Below are 18074 nucleotides of genomic sequence, written 5' to 3'. Positions count from 1 at the left end.
GATCAATTGAGTCTGGAGCCTAGAGCTCCGTGCATCCTCCCATGCCTGCAGAACTGCAGGCTTCTCTCCGAAAAAAAAGTTCGCCGGTTCATAATTAGCCCGCAAAGAGCTTCGCTATCTCGACAGAGACGCCGCGGAATGCGAAGCTCCGTCTTGCGGCGAACCGTCAGGGCAACCGCAGGGTCGGCATTCGGGCAATGTCTCCTCGTGAGGCGCCGACCCATCAGCGCTTGCGGACCTGGGCATTCTGCAGTCGGGGAGAACCACTCGATACCCGCATGAATACCCGGAAATTAAAGGACAGAGCGCCCTTTGTGCGCCCGGTAGGGCGCACGGCGCTTGAGAGTCTATTGCTTTTGCTGGGAAGCCTGACCGATCATTCCGTTGAGCTTCTGTGCAAGAGCCTCGTCGGTCTGAGCCGATTGAATGATCTGGTTGTACTCATCCACCGATATGCCGTTGGTGTCGTTCACCACCTTTTCCATCTTCTGGGTGGCCTCGGTCTGAATCTGTTGCTTCTTGCCGTCGTCCGGTGCCTGGCGGAATTTCGAGGAATATTCCTGCTGAATGTCACTCACGGCCAGGAAGGCCACGGTGAAGGCTTCCAGCTTCTGGTCGTCATAAGATTGGCTGGGGGACTGCGCGGGCGCGGCAGGTGCCGGCTGCGGGGCCGCATCCTGGGCAACGGCCGGCGTGATGAAGGCTACGCCTGTTGCCATGGCAAATGCGACTGCGACGGTGCGTGACTTTCTCCGGTAGATCATGGCGTTTCCTTTCCTTCCAATGCGTTTGAACCCGCCCCCCAAGGATCACCCTGCCCGCACGGGAACCGAACAATGTGGCGGAAAAATCCGCGAACATCGGAAAGCCGGATCAATTCCGGTTGCCCCAAAACATAAAAAATGAGTGCAGCGCCCAGGACCGCAAAGAAAAAGGCCCCGCACTTGTGCGGGGCCTTTTCGCGAGGGGGCAGGTTACTCGCTCGCTGCCGCCGTTGCCGGCGGTGTCTTTTTCACCGGTATATCATCTTCTTCCTGTGCGACATGCTCATGGGCGATGAAGCTATAGAACATGGGCACAACGAAGAGCGTGAACATGGTGCCGATGATGAGGCCGGTAAAGATCACGAGACCCATCGAGAAGCGCGCCGCCGCACCGGCGCCTGATGCCGTGATCAGCGGGACAACGCCGAGCGCCATGGCTGCCGTGGTCATCAGGATCGGGCGAAGGCGAACCTTGGCCGATGCGATAATGGCTTCCATACGCGACAGGCCGTGCTCCTCACGTTGCTGATTGGCGAACTCCACCATCAGAATGCCGTGCTTGGTAATCAGGCCAATGAGTGTGATCAGACCGACCTGAGTATAGATGTTCAGCGTCGACAGACCGATGTTGAGCGGCAGAACGGCACCGAAGATCGACAGGGGCACGGTCATCATGATGATGAACGGATCGCGGAAGCTCTCGAACTGCGCCGCCAGCACCAGATAGATGACGACGACGGCGAGCGCGAAGGCAATGAGGATCGTGTTACCTTGCTCCACCTCGAGCCGCGATTGGCCCGAATACTCGATGAAGAAGCCGTCGGGAATCTGCTGGTTGGCGATGTTGACGATGGTTTGCAGACCATCGCCAGTCGAAACGCCAGGCAGAGGCAGTGCGGAGATTGTTGCCGAGTTGAGCTGGTTGAACTGCTCGATGGCCGAGGCGGTCACCTCGGTCGTGATGTTCACCACCGCCGACAGCGGCACCATCTCGCCGGTGGCGCTGCGCACGAAGAACTCGCCGAGCTTTTCCGGATTGTTCCGGTATTCCTCCGGAACCTGCATGATGATGTCATAGCTGTTGGAATCGCGGTCGAACTCGGCGATGGAGGAACCGCCGACCAGAAGGCCGAGGGTTGTTCCGATATCGCTCACCGGCAGGTTCAGCGCCGCAGCACGGTCGCGGTCCACCGTCACGGTCACCTGCTGGGCATTGAAGGCCAGCGAGTTCTGCACGACGATGAAGCGGCCGGACGCCTGGGCTTCCGCCTTGATCTTTTCGGCCACCTCGTAGACGCGGCTTGAATCGCCGGTCGACTGGATGACCACGGAGATCGGCAATCCGCCGCCCGTTCCCGGCAGCGAAGGCGGTGCGAACACGAAAGCCTCCACGCCCGCGACATTGGAAAGCCGTGCCTGGATATCCTGCTGGATTTCCTTTTGCGAGCGCGTGCGTTCCGACCAGTCCTTGAAGGCCCACAGGGCAATGGCCGAATTGGTGGCGCCACCAAAGCCGACGATGGAGAATTGCGTCTTCAGTTCGGGAATATCCTCGCTGAGTTCGCGCATCTGCGTCGTGTAGAGCTCGGTGTATTTCGATGTCGCATAGGAGGGCGCGTTGACGAGCGAGAACAGCACGCCCTCGTCCTCTTCCGGCGCCAGCTCGCTGGAGGTCTTCATGAACATGAAGCCGGTCAGCGACATCAGAACGATAACGATCAGAACCGTTACAGGCCGATATTTCAGCGAACCACCGACAAGCCTCTCATAGAAATTGGCCAGCCGCTCGAAGGTGGTGTCGACAAAATGCTGGAAACGGCTTCCCTCGCCTGCCTTCAGGATGCGCGCCGACATCATCGGCGTGATGGTGAGCGCGACGATACCGGAAATCACCACTGCGCCGGCGAGCGTCATGGCGAATTCGCGGAACAGCGAACCCGTCAGACCGCCGGTAAATGCCAGCGGCGCGAACACGGCGGCAAGAGTGATCGTCATCGCGACGACCGGGCCGGTAATTTCGCGCATGCCCACAAAGGCGGCTTGGCGTGGGGTCAACCCTTCCTCGATATGGCGGTGGATATTCTCCACCACGACGATGGCATCGTCCACCACGAGGCCGATGGCCAGAACCATGGCGAGCAATGACAGAAGGTTGATCGAGTAGCCGAGCGCGAACAGCACGAAACACACGCCGATCAGCGACAGCGGGATCGTCACGATCGGCATCAGAACCGAGCGGAAGGAACCGAGGAACAGAAGGATGACGAAGATAACAATGATCACCGCTTCCATGATCGTCTTGAAGACTTCCTCGATGGAGGCGCTGATGGAGTCCGTTGCGTCATACATCAGATCGATGGTCATGCCTTCGGGCAAGCTCGCCTGAATGGCGGGCAGCTCGTCGGTCACCGCCGATGCCATGTCCAGCGGGTTGGCGGCCGGCGACGGGAAGATACCCAGGAAGGTGCCCGACTGGCCGTTGATGCTGACGATCGTGTCAGTGCTCTTGGCAGCCAGTTCGATGCTTGCCACATCGCGCAGGCGCACCACTTCGTCGCCCGACGCCTTTATCGGCAGGGCACCGAAGGCTTCCGGCGTCTGAAGGGTCGATTCCATGGCAATCGCATAGGCGACATATTCGTTCTTCGTCTTGCCAGGAGCGGCAAGGAAGTTCGATGCCCGGATACCGGCAAGCACTTCGGCGGCGGTCAGCTGACGGGCGGCAAGCCGCACCGGGTCGATCCACACGCGCATGGAATATTCAGCCGCGCCGATCAACTGCACATCCGCAACGCCCTGAATGGTCGACATGCGGGGACGGATGACGCGGTCGATATATTCGGTCAGCTGCTCATCGGACATGTTCGGGTTCTGCATCGCCAGATACATGGTGGCGAACTGCATGCCCGTGCCCTTGACGATGGTCGGATCCTCGGCATCTTCCGGCAGCTGGCTGCGCACCTGCTGGACCTTGGACATGACCTCGGTCAACGCAACGTCGGGGTTGGAGCCAAGTTTCATCTGGACACTGATGGTGCTCGACGAAGGACGGCTCTGAGAGGTGACGTAATCGACATTCTCCGTGGTGGCGACGGCAGCCGCGATCGGAGCGGTGATGAAGCCCTGAATCAGGTCTGCGCTGGCGCCGGGATAAACCGTCGTAACGGTGATCACGGTCTCCTCGACCTCCGGATACTGACGCACCTGAAGATTGAACAGACCCTGGAACCCGAGCAGCAGGATCAGGAGGCCGAGCACGGTCGAAAGAACCGGCCGGCGAATGAAGATGTCGGAAAAACTCATTTGGCGTCTGCCTCGGCCTTCCCGGCCTCGTTTTCTGCCGGGCTTTCAGCTGGATCGGCAGCCGGATTAACCTTGTTGTCGACCTTCACGGGCGTTCCGTTGGAGAGGCGGTTCTGGCCGGCAGTAATGACGATGTCACCGGACTCCAGCCCCTTGATGATCTCGACGTCGCCGTTGACGCGGCGGCCAACCGTAACGAAGACCTGACGTGCCTCGAGCTTCTTCTCGGCCTCGGCCGAAGCGCCATCCTTGTCCTTGACCTCGCGCACGGCGAAGACGTGATCGCCGTAAAGGCTGGTGATCAGGGCCGTCTGCGGCACGGCGATAATGCCGTCCTCCTCGGGAAGCTCGACCTTCACCCGTGCGAACTGGCCGGGTGTCAGGCGTCCCTCGGGGTTGGCGATCTCTGCGCGCACGGACACGAGACGGCTCGACGGATCGATCTTCGGATCGATACCCACGATCTTGCCGGCGAATTCCATGTCCTGGTCGTTGACCGTCACGCGAATGGGGCCGTCGATCTTCAGATAGCCGAGCTGCTGCTCGGGCACGGTGAAGTCGGCGCGCATCGTGTTGAGATCCTGCAAGGTGGCCACGATTGTGCCGGGCGTCAGATACTGGCCGTCATCGATACGTGCAATGCCGATCGTGCCGGCAAAGGGCGCGCGCAACTGGCGCTGCTCCAGCACGGCCTGCAGCTTCTCGACCTGCGCTTCGGAGGCCGTGGCCGCAGCACGGGCTTCATCGAGCGTGACGTTCGAGCCTACGCCGCGCTCCTGGAGCTGCTGCGCACGCTTGAGCGTGGTCTTGTTGAGCTCGGTCTGGGTGCGCTGTGCTTCCAGATCGGCTTGCTGCACCCGGTCGTCGAGCTGCAGAAGCAGCTCATCCTTGGCAACCTTCTGGTTTGCCGAGAACAGGACCTCCGTCACGATGCCGTTGGCTTCCACCGTCAGGTCGACGCCGCGAATGGCATTCACCGTGCCGATTGCCTCGATGGTTGGATTCCACTTGTTCTTTTCCACCGTAACCGTGGAAACGGTCATCGTCTGAGCAGGCATGTTGGCGAAGAACTGTTCGATCGCATTGTCTCGGAACAGGTTGAAGCCGACTATGCCGCCTGCGATGAGCGCAAGCAGAACGATGGCGATAAGAAGACGCTTGATCATATCGTCAGTACCCCGAAGGCGTAAAAAATAACCAGTCTAGTCAGATGTGGCGCAAATGGCGACTGCTGGGTTGCGCGCGCGATGGCCGCGTATGGGCCTTGCAATGAAACGCCGCTTTACTGTACCGTCCGGACGGTAATGTCAAGGTGGAATGATAATGAATGATAAGAACCGCCTGAGTGTGCGAGAGAAGATACTCGAAGCCGCAGCCGAGATTGCTAGGGAATCTGGCGCGGGCAACATCACCCTGGAAGCCGTGGCCGCGCGCGCCGGTGTTTCCAAGGGCGGCTTGCTCTACCATTTTTCCAGCAAGGCCAGGCTTCTGGAAGCTGCCGTGGAGCAGTTCGTCAATCAGGAACATGTCTGTTTCCAGGACCGGCAGAAGGCTTTGGAAACCCTTGGTGCACGCAACAGCGTCGCGCGGGCCTATATCGACCTGTTCGATCAGGAACGCATGCGCTGTGAGCCGCCGCCAACGGGGCTTCTTGCAGCTCTTGCCGAAAACCCAAACTTCCTGAAACCTGTCCAGCACTATGAATGCGAAGTGCTGAAGCGCATGAAGGCCGAAACGAATGCTCCGGAACTCGCCATGATCGCCCTTCTGGCGATTCACGGCATCAGGGCCATGCAGCTTCTCAACATCGAGGTGGTGGACGATAACGACACCACTTCGGTGATCAATGCCTTGCGCAAGCTTCTGGATGAAGCCGACGGTACTTGCTGCGGAGTGGCGGCCGGGGGCTAGAGTATTTTGCAGCCAGGTGGGCTGACCTGACGTTCGCATCAATGCAGGAAGCGGAAAGATAGAGCGTTTACGTTCTGCAAGGGAGGTCCCTTTGCGGCAGTCTCTCAGTCGTGGGCCATTCCGGCGTTTGCGCGGCTGCGCGATGCTCAGCTCGTTCGAAGAGCCGAGCGGGCGCCGTGCGGCAGGTCGGCAAAGCGCGGTATGGGCTGTTGCAGATGTTGCAGGCCGGAGAGATCCTCACCGGCGATCCGCCTGACAAGCAGGCGTCCCAGCAATTCGCCGGCTTGGGCGATATCCTCGTAGACGGCATCGATGCGCGGGCGCACCTCGTCGTAGAGAAGGGTCGTCTGCTTGACCACAAGGTCGACATCCTCACCGATGGTGATGCCCTGGTCAGTCAGCGCCGCCATGATAGAAAGTGCCGACACCTCGCCCGCACAGACGAAACCGTCGGGGGCGGATCTGTGTTCCAGTCGGTCACGCAACCAGGCATAGAGCTCCGCCGAACTGGAATCGAGATTGACTTCGATCGGGAACTCCCACTCGACACCTGCCGCATGAACGGCTTCCAGAAACCCGTCACGCAGATAGCGATGGAAGGTGAAGCGCTCCGGGGGAAGGATCAGGGCCAGCCGTCGCCTGCCCTTTGAAACCAGTCTCTCCACGGCAAGGCGCGAAAAGGCTGCATTGTCGTAATCCACAAAGGGATGCGTCTTCCCCATCAGCGTGCGGCCGTGGGAAACAAAGGGAAAGTCATTTTCCAGAAGCAGTTCGACGCGCGGATCGAAAGGCTCGGTCCGCGAGAACACCACCCCATCGGCCATGCGGTTGCGCAGCATATAGCGGATCGGCTCGATGGAGGATGTCTCTGCGAAATGCGGGGTGATGACGAGGTGGTAGGAGGTATCGCGCAATGCCTGTGTCAGGCCGCGGATGATCGACGTCGAAAAACCTAACAACTCGTCATGGGGATCCAGCACCACGCTGATGACATTGGTGCGACCGGTGCGCAGATGGCGCGCCGCCCGGTCCGGCTGATAGCCGACTTCGCGGGCAACCCGCTGCACACGCTGGCGCGTCTCAAGCGCGATCTGCGGCGCATCGAGAAGCGCGCGTGAAACCGTCGTTACGGCCAGCCCCGTCAGTTCGGCGATGGTGCGCAGCGTCGGCCGCTCCCTCACCCCCTTCGGTCCTGTCTCGCTGCCTGCCGTTCCGGCTGATGGTCCGTGCCCGGATTGGTCGGTTTTTGTCATTTCAATCGTTATAAATTAGTCTAATGGCCACTGGCCGATAGGACTGATTTACAGATAAAACATTTATAATCAATGCCTTGTCTCCTCCCGCTGCCCGGATGAGAATCTGATTGACCTAACCCGGATTTATAACGTTATAAATAGATAGATCGCAGAGGAGCAAGCGATCCCATTGGGAGGATTATCATGATCACTCGTAAAGTCGCCGCGCTTGCGGCGTGTGCCGCCATGCTTTCCGTCACCGCCGGCAACGCAGTTGCTGCGGACACGGTGGAGGTTCTGCACTGGTGGACCTCCGGCGGCGAGGCTTCGGCGCTGAACGTCTTAAAGGAAGACCTGGAGAAAAAGGGCGTGACCTGGCAGGACATGCCGGTTGCTGGCGGCGGCGGTGAAGCCGCCATGACCGCACTGCGCGCGCGCGTCACGGCCGGCAACGCCCCGACCGCCGTTCAGATGCTGGGTTTCGACATTCTCGACTGGGCCAAGGAAGGTGTGGTCGCGAACCTGAACGACGTGGCCGATCAGGAAGGTTGGGGCGATGTCGTGCCGGCCGCCCTGCAGCGCTTCTCCAAATATGACGGCAACTGGATCGCTTCACCGGTCAATGTCCACTCCACCAACTGGGTGTGGATCAACAAGGCCGCGCTCGATGCAGCCGGCGGCAAGGCGCCGGAGAACTGGGACGAGCTGATCGCCGTTCTCGACAAGATGAAGGAAAATGGCATCACCCCGCTCGCCCATGGCGGCCAGCCCTGGCAGGATGCGACCGTGTTCGAGGCGGTGGTTCTGTCGCTCGGCACGGATTTCTACAAATCCGCCCTCAACGATCTCGATCCCGAAGCGCTTGGCTCCGACAAGATGAAGGAAGCCTTCGACCGCATGGCGAAGCTGCGCACCTATGTGGATGACAATTTCTCCGGCCGGGACTGGAATCTTGCTTCCGCCATGGTGATCGAAGGTTCGGGTGGCATGCAGATGATGGGCGACTGGGCCAAGGGTGAATTCCTGAAGGCCGGCAAGAAGCCCGGTGAGGATTTCGTCTGCATCCGCTTCCCCGGTACGCAGGGTGCGGTAACCTTCAATTCCGACCAGTTCGTCATGTTCAAGGTCGGCGAGGACAAGCAGAAAGCGCAGAAGATGATGGCCTCAGCCGTCATGGACCCGGTCTTCCAGTCGGCCTTCAACGTGGTCAAGGGCTCGGTCCCCGCACGCACCGACGTGCCGAACGACGCCTTTGACGATTGCGGCAAGAAGGGCATGAAGGATCTGGCCGAAGCCAATTCCAGCGGCACGCTCTTCGGCTCCATGGCGCATGGCCACGGTGCCCCGGCTGCGGTGAAGAACGCCATCAACGACGTGGTCACGCAGCATTTCAACGGTGAGCTTACCTCCGAGGAAGCGGTCGAGGAACTGAAGAACGCTGTCGCCGCCGCGCAATAGGGTTGCGAGCGAGCGCGGGCAGGCTTGTCTGTCCGCGCTCCCGCGCCACAAGATGGAGGCCACAGGGGATGGGATCGGGTGCGACCCCGTCCCCGGAAACAGCCCATGAACCGCAATCGCCTGCAGCACATCATCCCCAAACTGGTGTTAAGTCCCAGCCTGGCGCTGATCCTGATCTTCGTCTACGCGTTCATTCTCTATACCTTCTACCTGTCGATGACGGATTCGCGCATGCTTCCGTCCTATGGCTTCGTTGGCTTCGAGAACTATTCGAAGCTTTGGGGCCTGCGGCATTGGTGGCGGGCGTTGAGCAATCTTGCGATCTTCGGTTCGCTCTACATTGTCATCTGCTCGGTACTGGGCCTGTTCCTGGCAATTCTGCTCGACCAGAAGATACGCGGCGAAGGGTTTCTGAGACCCATTTATCTCTACCCCATGGCCCTGTCCTTCATAGTCACGGGCACGGCATGGAAGTGGTTTCTCGATCCCGGCATCGGCCTTGAAAACACCATGCATCAATGGGGCTGGACGGGCTTCGAGTTCAGCTGGATCAAGGACCGCACGCTGGCGATCTATACGGTCGTGATTGCCGCCGTCTGGCAGTCATCCGGCTTTGTGATGGCCATGTTTCTCGCGGGTTTGCGCGGTGTCGATAGTGAGATCATCAAGGCAGCGCAGATCGATGGCGCATCGAACGCCACCATCTACCGACGCATTATCATCCCCATGATGCGCCCGGTTTTCCTGTCGGCGTTCGTGGTGCTCGCGCATCTCGCCATCAAATCCTATGACCTGGTGGTCGCGCTGACCGGCGGAGGCCCGGGACAGGCGACGGAGCTACCGGCCACTTTCATGTATTCCTACACCTTCACCCGCAACCAGATGGGCATCGGCGCCTCGTCTGCAATCATCATGCTGGTGATGATCTTTTCCATCATCGTGCCCTATCTCTATTCGGAACTGAAGCCGGGGAGGCAGCGATGAGTGCGGACCGTATGGCCGGGGCGGGCCGATCCAACAAACTCCTGCGGGCGCTGCTCTACAGCGTGCTGATCCTCTTTGCCGTCTATTACCTGTTGCCGCTCTATGTGATGCTGGTCAACTCGGTGAAGCCGCTTGAGGAAATCCGTCAGGGCGACATGCTTTCCCTGCCCACGCTGTTTACCCTCGAACCATGGGCGAAGGCCTGGTCGAGCGCGCAGATCGGCGTGCAGCCGACGGGCCTGAAACCCTATTTCCTGAATTCCGTCCTGATGGTGGTGCCTGCCGTGACGATTTCTACGGTCCTGGGCGCGCTGAATGGCTACATTCTCACCAAATGGCGCTTTCGCGGGGATGACGTCATCTTCGGGCTGATCCTCTTATCCTGCTTCATCCCTTTCCAGATCGCGCTCATTCCTGCAGCACGCATTCTTGGCATGCTGGGTCTGGCCGGAACCACGACGGGGCTGATCCTGATCCATGTGGTCTACGGTCTCGGTTTCACCACCCTGTTCTTCCGCAACTATTATGCGGCCTTCCCCACCGAGCTCGTGCGTGCCGCGCAGATCGACGGGGCGAGCTTCTTCCAGATATTCAGGCGCATCCTGCTGCCCTCCTCGGCCCCGATCATCGTCGTTACGGTGATCTGGCAGTTCACCAACATCTGGAACGACTTCCTGTTCGGCGTTTCGTTTGGCGATTTCGATTCCCTGCCGATGACGGTTGCGCTGAACAATCTCGTTTCCTCCTCGGGAGGCGTGAAGGAATACAACGTCCATTTCGCAGGCGCGATCCTTGCCGCACTTCCCACCCTCGTCGTCTACATCGTCTCCGGACGCTATTTCGTGCGCGGTCTCATGGCCGGCGCCGTAAAGGGGTAGCCCATGTCTTTTCTGAAGATCGAGAAGCTGAAAAAGTCCTTCGGCCGGGTCGAGGTGCTGAAAGGGATCGACCTCGAAATTGAGGAAGGCGGCTTTCTGGTTCTGGTCGGTCCGTCGGGCTGCGGAAAGTCCACGCTGCTCAACACGATTGCCGGGCTTGAGACCATCACCGACGGCACGATCAGCATCAACGGGCGATCGGTGAACGATCTGCACCCGTCCGAACGCGACATCGCGATGGTTTTCCAGTCCTACGCGCTTTATCCCAACATGACGGTGGCCGGGAATATCGGCTTTGGCATGGAAATACGCGGCGTTGCCAAGGCCGAGCGCGATGCGGCGATTGCGCGCGTTGCCGAAACGCTGCAGATCGGACAGCTCCTGGATCGCAAGCCCAGCCAGTTATCCGGCGGCCAGCGCCAGCGCGTTGCCATGGGGCGGGCGCTGGTTCGCGAGCCGCAGGTCTTTCTTTTCGACGAGCCCTTATCCAATCTGGATGCGAAGCTGCGCGTGGATATGCGCACCGAAATCAAGCGCCTGCACCAGCGCATGGGCACGACAATCGTTTATGTGACCCACGATCAGATCGAGGCGATGACGCTGGCAACCCGCATCGCCGTGCTGAAGGATGGCGTTCTCCAGCAATTCGGAACGCCTGCGGAAATCTATGCCAGGCCGGCCAATCTCTTTGTCGCGGATTTCATGGGCTCGCCTTCCATGAACCTCATCCCGGCGACGCTCGATGCGGATGGGGCGGATGTTGCCATTGTCATGAAGCGTGACGAGGGCGCGCCGCTTGTTCTGCCTTATGCAAAGAACGTTCCTGAACTTGCTGCCCGCAAGGGGGAGATGGTGGTTTTCGGCATTCGTCCCGAAGCCCTGACCGACCCCGACAGTGCGGACCGCAATGCGCGCCATGTGAGCGAGCTTGATTGCGACATCGAGGTTATCGAGCCAGCCGGTTCGGATACATTCGCAGTGACCCGCATTGGTGGGCGCGAGATCGTCGCCCGCCTTCGTGCGGATGCACCGATCATCGCCGGGCAGAAGGCCCGCCTTGCCTTCAATCTGGACAAGGCGGTGCTGTTCGACCCGCAGACGCAGCTGCGCATCGCCTGAAGAACATCGGAGACGGGCTCATTCGATCCAGCGTCCGTACCATTCGGCAAGGTCGAAGCCACTGCTGCGCCCGCCCAGATGCTCTGCCAGGAAATCCTCGATCAGACGCGCGCGTGTGATCCTGTTCGGGAGAGATGAAATCGTGTGTCCCTCCCCTTCGAAGAAAACGGCTTCCACGGACTTGCCTCCGGCTTTCAATGAACGCGCGAATTCTTCGCTTTGTTCGAAGCCCACAACTGGATCCTCCTTGCCTGCCAAAAGGAGGATTGCATCCTGCACCTTGTCGACCTGCGTTTGCGGTGACACGGCTTCCATTGCTTTCAGGTCGGCGGGGTTTTCGGGATTGCCGAAATAGCGCTCGGCCTCGTCCCGGTTGAGGCCCCAGGCATACGGGTTGTTCTGCATCTGGTAGGGCACGTCAAGAACCGCGGATTCCACGATGGCAGCCTTGAACAGACCGGGGTCCCGCGTCATGGCGAGGGCTGCGGAATAACCGCCATAGCTTCCTCCCATGACCGCAATCGCCTTGGGATCGGCAATGCCTTCTTCGATCAGCCAATGGGCCGCGTCCACGATGTCGTCCTGCATGGTTTTACCGACTTGGCGGTAACCGGCTTCCTGATGGGCGCGCCCATGCCCCGTCGAACCGCGAAAATCCACCTGCAAAACCGCATAGCCGCGATTGGCGAGAAATGCGCTTTCCACGTCGAAGCCCGGTTCGAAACGCTCTGCCGGCCCACCGTGAATCATGACGACTGCCGGCAGTGAGAACGCCCGGACGCCGGTCGGCAGCACGAGATAGGCCGGAATATCCATACCGTCCCGCGCCTTGAAGGACAGCGAGACCTTACGCGGAAGGTCGTTGGCGTAGGCCGCAAGCGGGTTCTCGCCGAGCTTCGTGGCTGTTTTCCGCTGGAAGTCATAGAGAAAATTCTCATAGGGCTGCGTTTGCAGTGATCGAGCGACGACGACGAAGCGACCCTGCGCGGCATAGTTCGCGAACTCGGCGGCAACCGAACCCGCATCCTTCGTCAGGAGCTGCCTTGCCGTTTCTCCATTCTGTGTAAGCGGCACGAAGGATGTGCCGGCATCCCCCATCAGAAGCATGTCAGGCCGGTGTTCCCAGGGGTTGAACAGCCATGCGCCGGTCAGGGTTTCGGATGAGGAGGCGACAATCTCGGTCTCCGTTCCGCTTTGGGGATCCACCGAGACCAGCGCCAGCCTGTCGCGGCCGCGATCCGAGGCCGCATAAAAAGCTTCACCCGGCCTTGGTACGCCGATAGGGGTGAAGTTGTCACGGCGGTCGATTTTGATCAGCGGTCGCCAGCTGTCCTCGTTTGAGGAACGGGTCATAAGCTGGCTTGCGCCATCCTCTTCGCGGTCGAGCCGCAGAATGGGAACATTGTTCGCATCGAGCCACCATTGCAGGATATTGCCGGTGTTCTGAGCGAGGAGCTGCTTGCCCCCTCCGTCCTGCCGTACCGTGTAGAGATCGGAGAAGGCCGGGTTTCGATCGCTGGAGGAGACGACCACAAGCTCCTCGGGGCTGCGAGGCGTGGTGATGGCCCAACTGTGGTTGAAGCCGCGGGGTGTCACGTCTACCCACTCTTCCCGTTCGGGATTCATGGGATCGACCCGCCACTGGCGTCCGTCCATATGCACCAGCAGGGTTTGATCATAGGCCGACCAGGTGAAGAGGTCGATGTTTTGCGCTGGGATCACAATAAAAGGAGCATCTTCATCCTTGCGCCGGATATTGATGACCTTTTGCGCCCAGCTGTAGGCATACCAGGCGATCATGGAGCCGTCGTGGGAAGGGCTGTAATTCCAGTTGTCGCCAAGATTTGCATAAAAGGCGCGCACCGGAATGAGAGGTTGCAACGCATTGCCGTTAAGAGCCTTGTGGGTGGGCGCTATGGTGCGAAATTGTATCGCAAGATATCCGCCCATTGACGCAAGCGCGGCAGATACAAGTGCCGCGACGACTATCGATTTCATTTTCATGGTGATCTTAAATTATTTTTTTAAATAAAAGTTATGTATATAATAATTGTTGCTTAAATATTGAACAATTTCTACAAATCTATTCTCCTGAATAAGACTCTCGAACGATTGTAAGCCACGCCTTTGCGGCATAAGAAAGATAAGAATCGCGGCGCCAAAGCATCGCCATGCTCCAATCGGTCTCCGGCTCCGCCAGAAGCACGTAGCGCACGCCGGGATGATGGCGCTGCTCGGCAATGAGGCGGGGAAAGAATGCGACGCCCAGACCTGTCGCCGCCAGCCCGACAATGAACTCGATCTGACTGCTGCGCGCAGCGATTTGCGGCTCGAAACCATGGCGGGCGCATGCGGCCAGGATAATGCGGTTCAGAGCGAACCCTTTTTCAAAAAGAAGAAACGGTACGGTTTTGAGATCGATCAGCGTGATCTGCTCGCGCTCTGCCAGAGGATGACGATGTGGCAGGAGGGCCACAAGCGGCTCGCGCCGCACCGCCTGCCAGGCGAAATCCCTGGCGACAGGCAACAGCGAGCCGGCAAGGTCGATCTCGCCTGCGCGCAGGATCTCCTCAAGCTGGTCGCTGCCGTGCTCCGTGAGCCGGATATCCACATGCGGATGACGCTGCCGGAACTTGGCAAAAAGCGGTGCGAATAAGAGGTTCGATCCGATGGGCGGCAGACCCAGCCGCAATGTGCCGCGCCGCAAGCCGCGCAGATCGTCGAGCTCGACGAACAGTTCCTCGCGTTGCGCGAGCATTCGCACTGCGCGCCGATAGACGATTTCGCCGGCTGAGGTAAGCGTGCTGCGATGGCCGATGCGGTCGAGCAGCGGCACACCGATCTCCTCCTCTAGCTGCTTGACCGCCTTGCTGACGGTGGATTGCGTGGCGTTGATCGCCTTGGCGGCCTGGGAGAAGCCGCCTTGGCGAACCACCTCGACGAAAGCGCGCATGGTTCTGAATTCCATCGATATTCGATATCAGAATAGTTTGTATGAAAACAAGTCATTTTGATCATGTTGCGATGCAGCATATGTTTGCGCAGGAGATTGATTCATGACGACCCGCGCCTTTTCCCTTCGCTTTCGTCGCAGCGTTCACAACCGCCGCCTTGTGCAGATCGCTCTGCTGATCCTGTTCTGGCTGCTGGGCGAGGCGGTCGTTCGACTGACCGGACTTCCCCTGCCGGGCGGCATTGTCGGCATGATCCTCGTGCTTCTGCTTCTGGCAAGCCACCGGCTCAGCCTTTTCAGCCTGAAGCGCGGGGCGGAATGGTTCCTGGCAGAGATGCTTCTCTTCTTCGTGCCGGCGGTCCTGGCCGTGGTCGATCACGAGGAGCTGCTGGGCTTGCTTGGATTGAAGATTTTGCTCGTCATTCTCGGCGGTACGATTGCCGTCATGGGTGTCACGGCTCTAACCGTTGACCTCTGCTACCGCTGGAGAGAGCGTGATGATCGCGTCGAGCCTCTCCTGGGGTAACCCGCTCTTTCAGGGCTTTTTCTGGTCGGCGGCGACCATAGGCTTTTATCTAACGGCCAAGCGCCTTTACCGCCGCTGGCCGTACTGGTGGCTGATGCCGCTTGCCGTCACTCCCGCAGCGCTCATCATGATCGTGCTGTTCCTGCATGCCTCCTATGGCGATTACATGCGAGGTGCCGGCTGGCTCATAACCTTGCTAGGCCCCGCCACGGTCGCCTTCGCTGTCCCGATCTATGAGAAGAGGGCGCTTATCCGCAGACAATGGCCGGTGCTGCTCATCGGCATGGTGGCCGGCAGCGCCACGGCGATCCTTAGCGGGTGGGGGCTTGCAACCTTACTCGGTCTCGACGGCACCTTGCGGCTCAGCCTGTTGCCGCGCTCCATCAGCACACCCTTTGCGCTGGAGGTTTCGCAGGATATCGGCGGAGTGCCCGACCTCACGGCGGTGTTCGTGGTCATGACCGGTGTTCTGGGTGCGATCCTTGGCGAATTCATGCTGTCGTTCCTGCCCATCCGGTCGGCGCTTGCCCGCGGTGCCTTGCTCGGGGTTGGCGCGCACGGCGCGGGCACGGCCAAGGCCCATCAGATCGGCCGTGAAGAAGGCTCCATCGCCGGTCTCGTCATGGTCATGGTGGGCTTGCTCAACGTGTTGGCTGCGCCCTTTCTCGCCTACATTCTGAACTGAGGTAACGCCACCTCTTTTGACACGATCTTGCCATTTGGCAGTCTTGGTATTATTTAATGCCAAAAGGAGACTGCCATGGCGTTGCAACTGGTCGACACCACATTGCCGGATTTCCGCCCTGCACCCATCACGGATGACGAAGCGGGGGCTATGTTCCGTGCCGCCGTCAATCTGTTCAGGCTGTGGGAACTGACCGATGAAGAGGCGGCGGTGCTTCTCGATCTCCCGCTGCGCACCTACCGCCGCTGGAAGGCCGGAGAGATCGGGCGGATCGACCGCGACGGCAAGGCGAGGCTTTCCAATCTGATGGGCATTCACAAGGCGCTGCGCCTGATCTTCCGAGAGCCGCAGCGCGCCTATGGCTGGATCGGCAAGCCCAATGCCGCCTTTGGAGGTCGCTCGGCGCTCGACATCATGCTGGGCGGCGAATTGACCGATCTCATGCGTGTACGTCGCTATCTCGATGCCGAGCGGGGCGGCTGGTGAGCGCAGCCGATATCCCTCCCCTTTCTGCTGTCGAATGGCATGGCGCGGTGCGCATCATTCGCAGCGCCTTTCCGCCCATCGATCTTTTCGAGGACATCGCGGACCCGGCGGACTGGCCGCTTCTGATCGCCGCCGAGCAAAAGACCAATCCACGGCTAATGGAAACCATCGGCAATCTCGACCTCGTGCCCGAGGAGCGGCGTGTTTCCGGGCAGGGCGCGACCTGGCTGATGGCCCCCTTCACCCATGTCAGCCCCGACAGGCCGAGCCGCTTCAGCGACGGGCATTTCGGCGTGCTCTACATTGCCGACCGTTTCGAAACGGCGCTTTTCGAGACGATCCACCACCATGCCCGCTTCATGGCTGCGACCGGAGAAGCTGCAGGATGGACCTCGCAGTTCCGGGAAATTCTGCTCGATGTTTCGGCCTCGCTTCACGATGTTGGCGGGGGCGGCTGGGACGATGTTCTTTTGCCGAACGACTACAGCGCCAGCCAGGCCCTGGCTGCGCGGCTCAGGGCAGCAGGCTCGGAAGGGATTGCCTATCCAAGCGTGCGACTTTCCGGCGGGGCCTGTGCGGGCCTATTTTATCCCGACACGGCGAAAAACCCCACGCAGGGACGGCACATCGATTATCATTGGAACGGCCAGCGGGTGGACTTCTACCGCGACGCCGGCAGCGGCGAAGTCTATCGCATCGTCTGACGGGGATGGGCTGGGTCGAGCGATGGTCCCGACCCGGCCCGCAGCCTTGGGCTACCCGTTGCGGAAAGCGTAGGAGTAGCCGTTGATCGCCGGCACGCCGCCGAGATGCGCGTAGAGAACGCGGGAGCCTTCCGGGAAATAGCCCTTCTTCACGAGGTCGATCATGCCCTGCATGGATTTCCCCTCATAGACCGGGTCCGTCATCATGCCCTCAAGGCGGGCGCAGAGGCGGATGGCGTCTTTGGTTTCCTGCGAGGGCACGCCATAGGCCGGATAGGCATAGTCCTCGACCAGCACGAGATCTTCGTCCCCGATCTCGCGGCCAAGCTCAACCAGGCCGGCGGTGCGGCGGGCGATCTCCAGAACTTGCGCGCGTGTCTGGTCCGGCGTGCCGGAGGCATCGATGCCGATGACATTACGGGCGCGGCCATCGGCGGCAAAACCCACCAGCATGCCGGCATGGGTCGAGCCGGTCACCGTGCAGACGACGATGTAGTCGAATTTGAAGCCCAGTTCCTCTTCCTGCGCGCGCACCTCTTCGGCGAAGGCCACATAGCCGAGGCCGCCATATTTGTGCACCGAGGCGCCGGCAGGAATGGGATAGGGTTTGCCGCCCTTGTCCTTCACATCCTGCAGGGCGTCTTCCCAGCTCTTGCGGATGCCGATGTCGAAACCTTCATCGACCAGCTGGACGTCCGCGCCCATAACCCGGCTGAGCAGGATGTTGCCGACGCGGTCGTAGACCGCATCTTCATGCGGCACCCAGCTTTCCTGCACGAGCCTGCACTTGAACCCGATCTTCGCCGCGGTCGCCGCCACCATGCGCGTGTGGTTGGACTGGACGCCGCCGATGGAAACCAGCGTATCCGCGCCCGAGGCAATGGCGTCCGGCACGATGTATTCGAGCTTGCGCAGCTTGTTGCCACCGAAGGCAAGACCGGAATTGCAGTCCTCCCGCTTGGCGTAAAGCTCCACCTTGCCGCCCAGATGCGCCGAAAGGCGCTCCAGCTTCTCGATGTGCGTGGGACCGAAGGTCAACGGATAGCGTTCGAATTTTTCCAGCATGGC

Annotated in this window: 16 protein-coding genes; 9 read left to right on the top strand and 7 right to left on the bottom strand. The window is 60.1% G+C overall.

The window, feature by feature from the left end:
- Positions 1–347 precede the first annotated feature (347 nt).
- The 3 genes from NA8A_RS08205 to NA8A_RS08195 all read right to left on the bottom strand — a co-directional run bounded on the left by NA8A_RS08205 (position 348) and on the right by NA8A_RS08195 (position 5233).
- A complete protein-coding gene (locus NA8A_RS08205) occupies positions 348–764 on the bottom strand; it encodes a DUF4168 domain-containing protein (RefSeq protein WP_009756451.1) in 417 nt (138 codons plus the stop codon).
- Positions 765–974: 210 nt separating this feature from the next.
- Complete coding sequence (locus tag NA8A_RS08200; protein WP_009756450.1) at positions 975–4067, bottom strand: efflux RND transporter permease subunit; 3093 nt, start codon at positions 4065–4067, stop codon at positions 975–977.
- Positions 4064–5233: an efflux RND transporter periplasmic adaptor subunit gene (locus NA8A_RS08195; protein ID WP_009756449.1), complete on the bottom strand. Its 1170-nt coding sequence runs from the start codon at positions 5231–5233 to the stop codon at positions 4064–4066. The genes NA8A_RS08200 and NA8A_RS08195 overlap by 4 nt, the downstream gene beginning before the upstream one ends.
- A 157-nt stretch (positions 5234–5390) precedes the next feature.
- Here NA8A_RS08195 and NA8A_RS08190 point away from each other — a divergent pair, with 157 nt between their 5' ends.
- A complete protein-coding gene (locus NA8A_RS08190) occupies positions 5391–5978 on the top strand; it encodes a TetR/AcrR family transcriptional regulator (RefSeq protein WP_009756448.1) in 588 nt (195 codons plus the stop codon).
- Positions 5979–6124: 146 nt separating this feature from the next.
- On the opposite strand, the gene NA8A_RS08185 is transcribed toward NA8A_RS08190, so the two are convergent.
- On the bottom strand, positions 6125–7159 hold the full coding sequence (locus NA8A_RS08185) for a LacI family transcriptional regulator (protein ID WP_009756447.1): 1035 nt from the start codon (positions 7157–7159) through the stop codon (positions 6125–6127).
- Positions 7160–7417: 258 nt separating this feature from the next.
- Here NA8A_RS08185 and NA8A_RS08180 point away from each other — a divergent pair, with 258 nt between their 5' ends.
- The 4 genes from NA8A_RS08180 to NA8A_RS08165 all read left to right on the top strand — a co-directional run bounded on the left by NA8A_RS08180 (position 7418) and on the right by NA8A_RS08165 (position 11652).
- A complete protein-coding gene (locus NA8A_RS08180) occupies positions 7418–8671 on the top strand; it encodes an ABC transporter substrate-binding protein (protein WP_009756446.1) in 1254 nt (417 codons plus the stop codon).
- A 105-nt stretch (positions 8672–8776) separates the two neighbouring features.
- Complete coding sequence (locus NA8A_RS08175) at positions 8777–9655, top strand: carbohydrate ABC transporter permease (protein WP_009756445.1); 879 nt, start codon at positions 8777–8779, stop codon at positions 9653–9655.
- Positions 9652–10533 (top strand): carbohydrate ABC transporter permease, encoded by an 882-nt coding sequence (locus tag NA8A_RS08170; protein ID WP_009756444.1) that lies wholly within the window; start codon positions 9652–9654, stop codon positions 10531–10533. The genes NA8A_RS08175 and NA8A_RS08170 overlap by 4 nt, the downstream gene beginning before the upstream one ends.
- A gap of 3 nt (positions 10534–10536) precedes the next feature.
- Entirely contained in the window at positions 10537–11652 is a 1116-nt protein-coding gene (locus NA8A_RS08165; protein ID WP_009756443.1) for an ABC transporter ATP-binding protein, read from the top strand.
- An 18-nt stretch (positions 11653–11670) separates the two neighbouring features.
- Here the strand turns inward: NA8A_RS08165 and NA8A_RS08160 are convergent, their stop codons facing one another.
- Together NA8A_RS08160 and NA8A_RS08155 are read right to left on the bottom strand one after the other, a co-directional pair.
- Entirely contained in the window at positions 11671–13650 is a 1980-nt protein-coding gene (locus NA8A_RS08160; protein WP_157174138.1) for an alpha/beta hydrolase family protein, read from the bottom strand.
- 85 nt (positions 13651–13735) lie between these two features.
- Positions 13736–14620, bottom strand: coding sequence for a LysR family transcriptional regulator (locus tag NA8A_RS08155; protein WP_009756441.1), 885 nt, complete (start codon positions 14618–14620; stop codon positions 13736–13738).
- An 88-nt stretch (positions 14621–14708) separates the two neighbouring features.
- Between NA8A_RS08155 and NA8A_RS08150 the strand changes: the two genes are divergently transcribed.
- The 4 genes from NA8A_RS08150 (at position 14709) to NA8A_RS08135 (ending at position 17006) form a co-directional block, all read left to right on the top strand.
- The gene (locus NA8A_RS08150; protein ID WP_009756440.1) at positions 14709–15131 is read left to right on the top strand and encodes a CidA/LrgA family protein; all 423 of its coding nucleotides are present in this window, start codon (positions 14709–14711) and stop codon (positions 15129–15131) included.
- The gene (locus NA8A_RS08145; protein WP_009756439.1) at positions 15103–15816 is read left to right on the top strand and encodes an LrgB family protein; all 714 of its coding nucleotides are present in this window, start codon (positions 15103–15105) and stop codon (positions 15814–15816) included. The genes NA8A_RS08150 and NA8A_RS08145 overlap by 29 nt, the downstream gene beginning before the upstream one ends.
- Before the next feature lie 75 nt (positions 15817–15891).
- On the top strand, positions 15892–16302 hold the full coding sequence (locus tag NA8A_RS08140) for an MbcA/ParS/Xre antitoxin family protein (protein WP_009756438.1): 411 nt from the start codon (positions 15892–15894) through the stop codon (positions 16300–16302).
- Positions 16299–17006 carry an RES family NAD+ phosphorylase gene (locus NA8A_RS08135; protein WP_009756437.1) on the top strand — a complete coding sequence of 236 codons (708 nt, stop codon included), beginning with the start codon at positions 16299–16301 and terminating at the stop codon, positions 17004–17006. The genes NA8A_RS08140 and NA8A_RS08135 overlap by 4 nt, the downstream gene beginning before the upstream one ends.
- A gap of 51 nt (positions 17007–17057) precedes the next feature.
- Here the strand turns inward: NA8A_RS08135 and NA8A_RS08130 are convergent, their stop codons facing one another.
- Complete coding sequence (locus NA8A_RS08130) at positions 17058–18071, bottom strand: 1-aminocyclopropane-1-carboxylate deaminase (protein ID WP_009756436.1); 1014 nt, start codon at positions 18069–18071, stop codon at positions 17058–17060.
- Between the last annotated feature and the right edge of the window lie 3 nt (positions 18072–18074).

This window comes from Nitratireductor indicus C115 (genome assembly GCF_000300515.1).
Taxonomy (GTDB): Bacteria; Pseudomonadota; Alphaproteobacteria; order Rhizobiales; family Rhizobiaceae; genus Nitratireductor; species Nitratireductor indicus.
The sequence above is the reverse complement of the archived record's forward strand: the minus strand, read 5'-3'. Positions and strand labels throughout refer to the sequence as shown.

Bases quoted from the DNA above. Each gene is read 5' to 3' on its own strand.
- NA8A_RS08205 (WP_009756451.1), bottom strand. From the start codon at position 764: ATGATCTACCGGAGAAAGTCACGCACCGTCGCAGTCGCATTTGCCATG.
- NA8A_RS08200 (WP_009756450.1), bottom strand. From the start codon at position 4,067: ATGAGTTTTTCCGACATCTTCATTCGCCGGCCGGTTCTTTCGACCGTG.
- NA8A_RS08195 (WP_009756449.1), bottom strand. From the start codon at position 5,233: ATGATCAAGCGTCTTCTTATCGCCATCGTTCTGCTTGCGCTCATCGCA.
- NA8A_RS08190 (WP_009756448.1), top strand. From the start codon at position 5,391: ATGAATGATAAGAACCGCCTGAGTGTGCGAGAGAAGATACTCGAAGCC.
- NA8A_RS08180 (WP_009756446.1), top strand. From the start codon at position 7,418: ATGATCACTCGTAAAGTCGCCGCGCTTGCGGCGTGTGCCGCCATGCTT.
- NA8A_RS08175 (WP_009756445.1), top strand. From the start codon at position 8,777: ATGAACCGCAATCGCCTGCAGCACATCATCCCCAAACTGGTGTTAAGT.
- NA8A_RS08170 (WP_009756444.1), top strand. From the start codon at position 9,652: ATGAGTGCGGACCGTATGGCCGGGGCGGGCCGATCCAACAAACTCCTG.
- NA8A_RS08165 (WP_009756443.1), top strand. From the start codon at position 10,537: ATGTCTTTTCTGAAGATCGAGAAGCTGAAAAAGTCCTTCGGCCGGGTC.
- NA8A_RS08160 (WP_157174138.1), bottom strand. From the start codon at position 13,650: ATGAAATCGATAGTCGTCGCGGCACTTGTATCTGCCGCGCTTGCGTCA.
- NA8A_RS08155 (WP_009756441.1), bottom strand. From the start codon at position 14,620: ATGGAATTCAGAACCATGCGCGCTTTCGTCGAGGTGGTTCGCCAAGGC.
- NA8A_RS08150 (WP_009756440.1), top strand. From the start codon at position 14,709: ATGACGACCCGCGCCTTTTCCCTTCGCTTTCGTCGCAGCGTTCACAAC.
- NA8A_RS08145 (WP_009756439.1), top strand. From the start codon at position 15,103: ATGATCGCGTCGAGCCTCTCCTGGGGTAACCCGCTCTTTCAGGGCTTT.
- NA8A_RS08140 (WP_009756438.1), top strand. From the start codon at position 15,892: ATGGCGTTGCAACTGGTCGACACCACATTGCCGGATTTCCGCCCTGCA.
- NA8A_RS08130 (WP_009756436.1), bottom strand. From the start codon at position 18,071: ATGCTGGAAAAATTCGAACGCTATCCGTTGACCTTCGGTCCCACGCAC.